Consider the following 10,245-nt stretch of genomic DNA (forward strand, 5'->3'; position numbering starts at 1 on the left):
CTCGCCCGGCTAGCCGCTAATGCCCGGCCTGCCACGGCTGGCCTAACGAAACCGGCGCATACAATCGCGTACGCACCGCATCTCGCGAGAGCAGCACCAACACCACAATCGTCGCGACATACGGCAGCATCGCCAGCAGGCTCGAGGGTATCGCCAGCCCCAATCCCTGCGCCACCAGGTGCAGGATGCTGGCGAGGCCGAACAGATACGCCCCCAGCAGCAAGCGCCACACCCGCCAACTGGCGAACACCACCAGCGCCAATGCAATCCAGCCGCGTCCGGCGCTCATGTTCTCCGCCCACATCGGCGTGTATGCCAGGGACAGATACGCCCCGGCCAATCCGGCCATCGCGCCGCCAAACAACACCGCCAGCGTGCGCACCGCCAACACCGGCAAGCCCAGGGCACTCGCTGCATCCGGGCTTTCCCCGACCGCCTGAATGATCAGCCCGACGCGGCTTTTCAAAATCACCCAGGCCACCAACGCAAACAGCGCGAACGACAAATACACCAGCAGATCCTGTGCAAACAGCATTCGCCCGATCAGCGGGATTTCACTCAGATAGGGAATCGCCACCGGTTCAAAACCGCTCAACGGTTTACCGACCCACGCCGCGCCGACAAACGTCGACAGGCCCACGCCGAAAATCGTCAGCGCCAGGCCAGTGGCTACCTGATTGGCGTTGAACACCAGCGCGACTAACGCAAACAACGACGACAGCAGCATCCCTGCGAACATCGCCAACAGCACACCAAGCCAGAGGTTGCCGCTGTTCAGCGCAACGATAAAACCGATCACCGCGCCAAACAGCATCATGCCTTCCTGGCCGAGGTTGAGGACGCCGCTTTTCTCGCAAATCAATTCACCCAGCGCCACCAACAGCAACGGTGTGCCACAACGGACCATGGCGTAGAAAATATTGCTCAGCAGATCGATATCCATCACAGCGCTCCTGCGTGTACGGCGGTGGCGGGTGCGCGGCGGGCCCAGCGCAGGTTCAAACGTGGCCGATAGAGAATCAGCACATCGCTGGCCAGCAGGAAAAACAGCATCATTCCCTGGAACAGTTGGGTGATGGCTTGTGGCAGGTTCATGCTCATTTGCGCGCTCTCGCCACCGATGTACAGCAACGCCATCAACAGGCTCGAAAACACAATGCCGACAGGATTCAGCCGCCCGAGAAACGCTACGGTAATCGCCGCATAGCCATAGCCGGGCGAGACCTGCGGCACCAATTGACCGATCGGCCCGGTCACCTCACACACGCCGGCCAACCCCGCCAAACCGCCGCTGATCAGCAGCACCAGCCAGATCAGCCGTTTCTCGCGAAACCCGACGAACCCCGCCGCGCGCTTGTCCAGCCCCAACACTTTGATCTGAAAACCGACAAAGCTTTTCTGCAACAACACCCAGACCGCGACCAACGCCAGCAAGGCGAAATACACCCCGGCGTGAACCCGGCCGTCTTCGGTCAGCAAGGGCAAACGGCTGAAGTCCCCGAACATCGCTGACTGCGGAAAATTGAACCCCTCCGGGTCTTTCAACGGCCCATGCACACAAAACAGCAGCAGGTTCAGGGCGATGTAATTGAGCATGATGCTGGTGAGGATTTCGTTGGCGTTGAAGCGCGTGCGCAACCAGGCGGTCAGCCCGGCCCAGGCTGCACCGGCCACGGTGCCGACGAGCAAAATCAGCACCAGTGCCCAGCGACTTTGCAGGTCAATGATGTTCACCGCCAAGGCACTGCCGGCCAATGCGCCGAGCAGTAATTGACCTTCCGCGCCGATGTTCCAGATGCGTGCCTGATACGCCACGGCCAAGCCCAATGCGCACAGCAGAATCGGCAGCGCTTTGACCAGCAGCTCGGATACGCCGTCCCCATCGCTGATCGGCGCAATCAACAGCGTGTGCAAGGTGAGCAGCGGATCGTGGCCCAGCGCGACAAACAGTAATGAGCCACAGCCCAGCGTCAGCACCGCCGCCAACAACGGTGAGCACCAAAGCATCAGGCGCGATTGCTGGCCACGGGGTTCGAGAGAAAGCAGCATGGAAAGCTCCGATAAACAGTTAAGCCGTTAAACCGTTGCGGGTTCAGGTGATTGATTGGCATCGAACTGGCCGGCCATCCAGGCGCCGACGTCAATCAGGCGCGTGTCGACAGTGGCTTTGAGCGGCGACAGCCGCCCGCTGCACAACGCGCCGAGGCGGTCGCTGATCTGGAACAATTCGTCGAGGTCTTCGGAGATCACCAGAATCGCTGCGCCGGCATCGCGCAAGGCAATCAGCGCGCGGTGAATGGTCGCGGCGGCGCCGACGTCCACGCCCCAGGTCGGGTGTGCGGCGATCAGCAGTTTGGGTTGCTGGAGGATCTCCCGGCCGAGGATGAATTTCTGCAAGTTGCCACCGGAGAGGCTGCGGGCTGGCGTTTGGGTATCGGGGGTTTTTACGCCAAAGCGCTTGATGATTTCTTCGGCCAATGCTTCAACCTTTGCGCGCTGAATCAATCCGTGACTGACCAGCCCTTGTTGAAACGCTGTGAGCAGCGCGTTGTCCGCCAGGCTCAAATCCGGTACCGCGCCGTGACCCAGGCGTTCAGCCGGAACGAAGGCGAGGCCGAGCTTGCGCCGTGCATCAGGCCGCAGGTGGGCGACGGGTTGCCCGCCGAAACTGATCGTCGATCCGTCGTTGTGGCTCAGTCGTTCTTCGCCGCTGAGCAGGGCCAGCAATTCATCCTGACCATTACCCGCGACACCGGCGATGCCGACGATTTCACCGCTGCGCACCTCAAGATCAACGCCTTTGAGCGAGCAGCCGAACGGGTCGGGGTTGGGCCAGGACACGCCGTTAATAGCCAGGAACGCATTGCTGGCCACGACCTTCGGATAGTCCGTTATCAACTCTGCCGCTTCACCCACCATCAGCCGCGCCAATTGTTGGTCCGAGCATTCGGCCGGCACGCAATGCCCGGCCACTCGACCGCCGCGCAACACGGTCGCGCTGTGGCACAGCGCCCGGACTTCACCGAGCTTGTGGCTGATAAACAGAATGCTGCAGCCTTCGGCGGCGAGTCGGCGCAAGGTGACGAACAATTCCTCGGCCTCTTGCGGGGTCAGCACCGAGGTTGGTTCATCGAGGATCAGCAAGCGGATGTCTTGCATCAGGCAGCGAATGATTTCTACCCGTTGCCGCTCGCCAATGGACAGGCTGTGGACAAGTCGCTCCGGCTCCAGCGCCATGCCATAACGTCGGGACACTTCACGAATTTTCGGTTCAAGCTGTTTCGGTGTGCCACCCGCCCGGCCCATCGCCAGTGCGATGTTTTGCGCCACGCTCAGTGTTTCGAACAGCGAGAAATGCTGGAACACCATGCCGATCCCAAGGCCTCGGGCCTGGGCGGGGTTGCGCATGGTCACGCGTTGCCCTTGCCAGATCATCTCTCCCGAATCGGCTTGGGTGACGCCGTAGATGATCTTCATCAGCGTACTTTTACCGGCGCCGTTTTCCCCGAGCAGGGCATGGATTTCGCCAGGCGCAATGGTCAGGTCGATAGCGTCGTTGGCCAGGCAGCCGGGGTAGCGTTTGCTGATGCTGCGCAAGTGCAGGCGCGGCGTTTGATCGGGGATCGGCACGGGGTTGGGCATGACTGACTCGGGTCGACAGGAGTGATGCCTGTGGATAAAGCAATTTCCTGGCCATTGAGTCAGGAAAGCCGGCAGTCCCTGCAAGCACGGCTCTCAAGGACGAGGCATTGCTATCTCTCGAGGCTAAGTCAGGCACTACTTCAGGGCAAACCGATTGATCAGGCCCCGGTTTTGCTCGTCGGCAGTTGGTTAAAAAACGAACAACTGCTCGCAAGCCATGCCAGATATGGGGCGGCGACAGCCATGAACGGGTTATCCACAGATTGCTCCACAGTATTTGTGCGCAAGCTCAAAGGACGGGCATAAGCACTGTACGGCTATCTTCTAAAGGTGATAAACCGCGCTAACTATTTGTTTTTACGCGAATTTACGGTGAGTGATGGCGAATTGGACGAAAAGTGAACAAAGCCCGCAAACCCGCATGACAGAAGGGTTACAGGCACCTGTGCTCAGGTTATCCACAGGCGGGTGCACAGTAGATGTGGGCAAATCTCTAACGTCGACGGAATAAGGATGAACGTTGTTGGTGCGTTCAGTGCTGCAACACAATGCGCCCGCGACTCAAGTCCGCCAGCTGCGATTGCAGAGCACTGATGTGCGCTTTCCCCACTGCCAATTGCAGTTCGACGCCGTTGGCGGTGAACGTTTCTTCCACGACCAGCCCGCCCAGTTCCGCCACACGAAGTTTCACCAGCGCCAGTTCGCCGAAGGCGCAGGCACAACTGACGGGTACGCGACTGATCAGCTCAATCTTCGGCGCGGCTTGCAGGCACTTGTTGGCGCCGCCGCCATAGGCACGGGCGAGGCCGCCGGTGCCCAGTTGAATACCGCCATACCAGCGAATCACCAGCACCGCGACCTGGTCGCAGTCCTGTGCTTCGATGGCGGCCAGAATCGGCCGGCCAGCGGTGCATCCGGGCTCGCCATCGTCGTTGCTGCGGTACTGATCGCCGAGCTTCCACGCCCAGCAATTGTGCGACGCATTCAGATCGCTGTGTTGCTCGATGAAGGCCTGGGCGTCAGCAGGGCTGGCAATCGGTGCGGCGAAGGTGATGAAGCGGCTTTTGCGAATCTCTTCGCGGTATTCGCAAAAGTCGCTGAGGGTAAAAGGCATAGGTGTCTTAAATGGCAGGGGTCAGGCCGCAGCCCTTGAGGATGATGCGGATCAGATTGTTGCCGGCTTCTTCCATGTCTTGTTTGGTCAGTTTGGTACGCCCGCTGACCCGGCAGATCTGTGTGGCGAAGTCGGCGTAATGCTGAGTGCTTCCCCACAACAGGAAGATCAGGTTGACCGGATCAACCGGGTCCATTTTGCCGGCGTCGATCCACGCCTGGAACACCGCCGCCCGGCCCTGGAACCAGGCCCGATAATCCTGGTTGAAATACTCGGTCAGGCATTCGCCGCCGCTGATCACTTCCATGGCGAAGACCCGCGACGCTTGTGGCTGGCGACGGGAAAACTCCATCTTGGCGCGGATATAACGCGTCAGCGCTTCGGCCGGATCATCCTCGGCGGTCAGGGTGTTGAAGGTGCTGTCCCACAACTCGATGATGTTGCTCAGCACCGCCACGTACAAACCGAGTTTGTTGGTGAAGTAATAATGCAGGTTCGCCTTGGGCAACCCGGCATTCAGGGCGATGGTGTTCATGCTGGTGCCTTTGAACCCGTGCCGGGCGAACTCGTCTTCGGCGGCTTTGATGATGGTCTCTTCGTTCTTCTGACGAATGCGGCTGGCAGGTTTGCCGCCGTGAGCTGGGACTTCAAAGGTCATAGGCACTTCCAGACAAATAGGTGGGTGCAACCAGTGCGTTGATAGCGCACCCACAGGATTCAGACAAGAGCCTGCGCGATAAAACCCTTTGTACTTGTAGGAGCCGAGCTTGCTCGCGATGGCGTCCGGTCTGTCACCATGCATGCTGAATGTTAAGCCGCCATCGCGAGCAAGCTCGGCTCCTACCGTTCAGCGCGTTGCGGCGAGACTTTCCAGGAAACTTTCCAGGACCAAATGCGGACGGCGGCCCTTGCGCGTGACCGATGCAAGGCTCAGGTCATAGAAACGTGCCTTCGGTTTCAAGGCGCGTAAACGACCTTGCTGCACCCAGAGGCTGGCGTAATGGTCCGGCAGGTAACCAATGTACCGGCCGGTCAGGATCAGGAACGCCATGCCTTCACGGTCCGAAGCGCTGGCGGTGCAATTGAGCGCCTGGTAATGGGCCTGGATCTCCGCCGGCAAGCGGAAGGTCGGGGCAATCGCGTCCTGGCTATTGAGACGCTCGTCATCGAGTTGTTTGTCGTCGACATAAAACAGCGGATGTCCGACCGCGCAGTACAGCAGCGAGCGTTCGCTGTAGAGCGGCTGATACTCCAGCCCTGACAGCGCGCTGGCCTGCGGGACTACGCCGACATGCAAACGGCCATCGAGCACGCCTTGTTCAACTTCATTGGGCGCGATCATGCGGATCTGGATTTGCACGTCCGGGCCGCGTTCCTTCAATTGCGCCAAGGCGTGGGTGATGCGCATGTGGGGGAGGGTGACCAGGTTATCGGTCAGGCCGATGGTCAATTCGCCACGCAAGTGTTGGTGCAGGCCGTTGACCTCGGTGCGGAAACTTTCCAGCGCACTTAATAGCTGCAAGGCCGATTGGTACACCTCGCGACCTTCTTCGGTCAGGGAAAATCCGGCGCGACCGCGTTGGCACAATCGCAAGCCCAGGCGCTGTTCCAGATCACTCATTTGCTGGCTGATGGCCGAACGACCGATCCCCAGCACGCTTTCCGCCGCCGAGAAGCCGCCGCACTCGACCACGCTGCGAAAGATCCGCAATAAACGGATATCAAAGTCGCTGACTTGCGCGAGTGGATCAGGGCGACGGGTGCTCATAGTTTAGTAGTAGCCTGACTGAACGTTAGAAAAGTTGGATTTCACAGACTTTATCCCCGTGGCAATTTAGCTGCAAGAACGCTTTTGATCTCTACGCCGCTTATTGCCCTGCGAGGTTTTGCCCATGAACTTGCCTGAAAACGCCCCGACTTCCCTGGCCAGCCAGCTCAAGCTTGATGCTCACTGGATGCCCTACACCGCCAACCGTAACTTCCAGCGCGACCCGCGCCTGATTGTCGGCGCTGAAGGCAGCTGGTTGATCGACGACAAGGGCCGCAAGGTTTATGACTCGCTGTCCGGTCTGTGGACCTGCGGCGCCGGGCACACTCGCAAGGAAATCCAGGAAGCGGTCGCCAAGCAATTGGGCACGCTCGATTACTCGCCAGGCTTCCAGTACGGCCATCCGCTGTCGTTCCAGCTGGCTGAGAAAATCACCGACCTGACCCCGGGCAATCTGAATCACGTGTTCTTCACCGACTCAGGTTCCGAGTGCGCTGACACGGCGGTGAAGATGGTTCGCGCTTACTGGCGTCTGAAAGGCCAGGCCACCAAGACCAAAATGATCGGCCGTGCCCGTGGTTACCACGGTGTGAACATCGCCGGCACCAGCCTTGGCGGTGTGAACGGCAATCGCAAGATTTTCGGTCAGGCGATGATGGACGTTGATCATCTGCCGCACACACTGCTGGCGAGCAATGCCTACTCCCGTGGTATGCCTGAGCTGGGCGGCATCGCGCTGGCCGACGAGCTGTTGAAGTTGATCGAACTGCACGACGCTTCGAACATCGCCGCCGTATTCGTCGAGCCACTGGCCGGCTCCGCTGGCGTGCTGGTTCCGCCTCAGGGCTACCTCAAGCGTCTGCGCGAGATCTGCGATCAGCACAACATCCTGCTGGTGTTCGACGAAGTGATCACCGGTTTCGGCCGTACCGGCAAAATGTTCGGTGCCGATACTTTTGGCGTCACCCCGGATCTGATGTGCATCGCCAAGCAAGTCACCAACGGCGCGATCCCGATGGGCGCGGTGATTGCCAGCTCCGAGATCTACCAGACCTTCATGAACCAGGCGACGCCTGAGTACGCCGTGGAATTCCCGCACGGCTATACCTATTCCGCGCACCCGGTGGCCTGCGCCGCTGGCCTGGCAGCACTCGACTTGCTGCAAAAGGAAAACCTCGTACAGAGCGTCGCCGATGTTGCACCGCATTTCGAAAACGCGCTGCACGGCCTGAAGGGCACGAAAAACATTATCGACATTCGTAACTACGGCCTGGCCGGTGCCATCCAGATCGCACCGCGTGATGGCGACGCGATCGTGCGTCCGTTCGAAGCGGGCATGGCGTTGTGGAAAGCCGGGTTCTACGTGCGCTTCGGCGGCGACACCCTGCAGTTCGGCCCAACCTTCAACAGCAAGCCGCAAGACCTTGATCGTCTGTTCGACGCGGTCGGCGAAGTGCTGAACAAGATCGACTGATTTCAACAAGACCTGTAGGAGCCGAGCTTGCTCGCGATGGCGTATTCACAGGCGCCATCACGGCTTGGTTTATACCCAGAGCTATCTATATAGAAGGCGCGTCTGATTGGGCGCGCCTGTGGACAACTTTTCAGGAGCGCTACATGAGCCTTATCCCGCATTTGATCAATGGCGAACTGGTGACCGAAGACGGTCGCACGGTTGACGTGTTCAACCCGTCCACTGGCCAGGCCATTCGCAAGCTGCCATTGGCCAGTCGCGAAACCATTCAGAAGGCAATCGACGCCGGCAAGGCTGCATTCCCGGCCTGGCGTAACACGCCGCCGGCCAAACGTGCACAAGTGATGTTCCGCTTCAAGCAACTGCTGGAACAGAACGAAGCCCGCATTGCTCAGTTGATCAGCGAAGAGCACGGCAAGACCCTGGAAGATGCGGCGGGTGAGTTGAAGCGCGGKATCGAGAACGTCGAATTTGCGTGCGCAGCGCCGGAAATCCTCAAGGGCGAATACAGCCGCAACGTCGGCCCGAACATCGATGCCTGGTCGGACTTCCAGCCGTTGGGTGTAGTGGCTGGTATTACTCCGTTCAACTTCCCGGCGATGGTGCCGCTGTGGATGTATCCGCTGGCGATCGTCTGCGGCAACTGCTTTATCCTCAAGCCTTCGGAGCGCGATCCAAGCTCCACGCTGCTGATCGCTCAACTGCTGCTGGAAGCCGGCCTGCCTAAAGGTGTACTGAACGTCGTCCACGGTGACAAGGCAGCGGTGGATGCGCTGATCGAAGCACCGGAAGTCAAAGCGCTGAGTTTCGTGGGTTCGACGCCGATTGCCGAATACATCTACGCCGAAGGCACCAAGCGCGGCAAGCGCGTCCAGGCACTGGGCGGTGCGAAGAACCACGCGGTGCTGATGCCGGATGCAGACCTGGATAACGCTGTCAGCGCACTGATGGGCGCGGCGTATGGTTCTTGCGGCGAACGCTGCATGGCGATCTCCGTGGCCGTGTGCGTAGGTGATCAGGTGGCGGATGCGTTGGTGGCCAAACTGGTGCCGCAGATCAAGGTGCTGAAAATCGGTGCGGGTACCAACTGTGGTCTGGACATGGGGCCTCTGGTGACTGGTCAGGCACGTGACAAGGTCAGCGGGTATGTAGAAGACGGCGTTTCTTCCGGCGCGACGCTGGTGGTGGACGGCCGTGGTCTGACCGTGGCGGGTCACGAGGAAGGTTTCTTCCTGGGTGGCTGCCTGTTTGATAACGTCACGCCAGAGATGCGCATCTATAAAGAAGAGATCTTCGGGCCGGTGTTGTGCGTCGTTCGGGTCAACAGCCTGGAAGAGGCGATGCAGCTGATCAACGATCACGAATATGGCAACGGCACCTGCATCTTCACCCGTGACGGTGAAGCGGCGCGGTTGTTCTGCGATGAAATCGAAGTGGGCATGGTCGGCGTTAACGTACCGCTGCCGGTGCCGGTGGCTTACCACAGCTTTGGTGGCTGGAAGCGTTCACTGTTCGGCGACTTGCATGCCTATGGCCCGGACGGCGTGCGTTTCTACACGCGCCGTAAAGCCATCACTCAGCGCTGGCCGCAGCGCGCGAGCCATGAAGCTTCGCAATTCGCATTCCCTAGCTTGTAAGTAGAAGGGAAGAAGGCCGGCCCCTTGGGGCCGGCCTTTGTGTTTCCGGGGTTTTTTGACCCATATGACAGAATTGTGAAATTAAGTGTTGACGGCAGATTCAGGATGTCTATAATTCGCCCCACTTCCGGCGCAGTCGAAACGGAAAACTCCTTGGTAAACAAAGAGTTACGCAGTTTTCGGCAGTGAGTGGCTTCAGTTCATCGAAGTCCGAAAGGAGTTGAAAAAGAGGTGTTGACAGCAGCGTGTAACGCTGTAGAATTCGCCTCCCGCTACCGAGTGATCGGAAGCGCAAGTGGTTGAAGTTACAAAGGAAACTTTGAAAACTTCTGAAAATAACCGCTTGACAGCAACAGAGGCTGCTGTAGAATGCGCGCCTCGGTTGAGACGAAAGATCTTAACCAACCGCTCTTTAACAACTGAATCAAGCAATTCGTGTGGGTGCTTGTGGAGTCAGACTGATAGTCAACAAGATTATCAGCATCACAAGTTACTCCGCGAGAAATCAAAGATGTAACCAACGATTGCTGAGCCAAGTTTAGGGTTTCTTAAAAACCCAAAGATGTTTGAACTGAAGAGTTTGATCATGGCTCAGATTGAACGCTGGCGG

At 59.0% G+C, this 10,245-nt stretch carries 8 protein-coding genes; 2 read left to right on the plus strand and 6 right to left on the minus strand.

From position 1 onward, the window contains the following. Positions 1–16: 16 nt before the first annotated feature. The 6 genes from BMS17_RS29420 to BMS17_RS29445 all read right to left on the minus strand — a co-directional run bounded on the left by BMS17_RS29420 (position 17) and on the right by BMS17_RS29445 (position 6,524). Positions 17–943: an ABC transporter permease gene (locus tag BMS17_RS29420; RefSeq protein ID WP_077432435.1), complete on the minus strand. Its 927-nt coding sequence runs from the start codon at positions 941–943 to the stop codon at positions 17–19. Then, a complete protein-coding gene (locus tag BMS17_RS29425; RefSeq protein ID WP_077432436.1) occupies positions 943–2,049 on the minus strand; it encodes an ABC transporter permease in 1,107 nt (368 codons plus the stop codon). The genes BMS17_RS29420 and BMS17_RS29425 overlap by 1 nt, the downstream gene beginning before the upstream one ends. A 27-nt stretch (positions 2,050–2,076) precedes the next feature. Next, entirely contained in the window at positions 2,077–3,642 is a 1,566-nt protein-coding gene (locus tag BMS17_RS29430; RefSeq protein ID WP_077432437.1) for an ABC transporter ATP-binding protein, read from the minus strand. Positions 3,643–4,174: 532 nt separating this feature from the next. Continuing rightward, positions 4,175–4,756: a YigZ family protein gene (locus tag BMS17_RS29435; protein WP_077432438.1), complete on the minus strand. Its 582-nt coding sequence runs from the start codon at positions 4,754–4,756 to the stop codon at positions 4,175–4,177. A 7-nt stretch (positions 4,757–4,763) separates the two neighbouring features. Beyond that, the gene (locus BMS17_RS29440) at positions 4,764–5,414 is read right to left on the minus strand and encodes a TetR/AcrR family transcriptional regulator (protein ID WP_046032950.1); all 651 of its coding nucleotides are present in this window, start codon (positions 5,412–5,414) and stop codon (positions 4,764–4,766) included. Between the two features lie 189 nt (positions 5,415–5,603). Further along, on the minus strand, positions 5,604–6,524 hold the full coding sequence (locus BMS17_RS29445; RefSeq protein ID WP_007940170.1) for a LysR family transcriptional regulator: 921 nt from the start codon (positions 6,522–6,524) through the stop codon (positions 5,604–5,606). A gap of 124 nt (positions 6,525–6,648) precedes the next feature. On the opposite strand from BMS17_RS29445, the gene BMS17_RS29450 reads away from it, so the two are divergent. Both BMS17_RS29450 and BMS17_RS29455 read left to right on the plus strand, forming a co-directional pair. Then, entirely contained in the window at positions 6,649–7,998 is a 1,350-nt protein-coding gene (locus BMS17_RS29450; RefSeq protein WP_046032949.1) for an aspartate aminotransferase family protein, read from the plus strand. Positions 7,999–8,141: 143 nt separating this feature from the next. Continuing rightward, entirely contained in the window at positions 8,142–9,635 is a 1,494-nt protein-coding gene (locus BMS17_RS29455) for a CoA-acylating methylmalonate-semialdehyde dehydrogenase (protein WP_077432439.1), read from the plus strand. The last annotated feature ends 610 nt before the right edge of the window (positions 9,636–10,245 follow it).

It is taken from the genome of Pseudomonas sp. C9 (assembly GCF_002000165.1).
GTDB lineage: Bacteria > Pseudomonadota > Gammaproteobacteria > Pseudomonadales > Pseudomonadaceae > Aquipseudomonas.

Bases quoted from the DNA above. Each gene is read 5' to 3' on its own strand.
- BMS17_RS29420 (WP_077432435.1), bottom strand. From the start codon at position 943: ATGGATATCGATCTGCTGAGCAATATTTTCTACGCCATGGTCCGTTGT.
- BMS17_RS29425 (WP_077432436.1), bottom strand. From the start codon at position 2,049: ATGCTGCTTTCTCTCGAACCCCGTGGCCAGCAATCGCGCCTGATGCTT.
- BMS17_RS29430 (WP_077432437.1), bottom strand. From the start codon at position 3,642: ATGCCCAACCCCGTGCCGATCCCCGATCAAACGCCGCGCCTGCACTTG.
- BMS17_RS29435 (WP_077432438.1), bottom strand. From the start codon at position 4,756: ATGCCTTTTACCCTCAGCGACTTTTGCGAATACCGCGAAGAGATTCGC.
- BMS17_RS29440 (WP_046032950.1), bottom strand. From the start codon at position 5,414: ATGACCTTTGAAGTCCCAGCTCACGGCGGCAAACCTGCCAGCCGCATT.
- BMS17_RS29445 (WP_007940170.1), bottom strand. From the start codon at position 6,524: ATGAGCACCCGTCGCCCTGATCCACTCGCGCAAGTCAGCGACTTTGAT.
- BMS17_RS29450 (WP_046032949.1), top strand. From the start codon at position 6,649: ATGAACTTGCCTGAAAACGCCCCGACTTCCCTGGCCAGCCAGCTCAAG.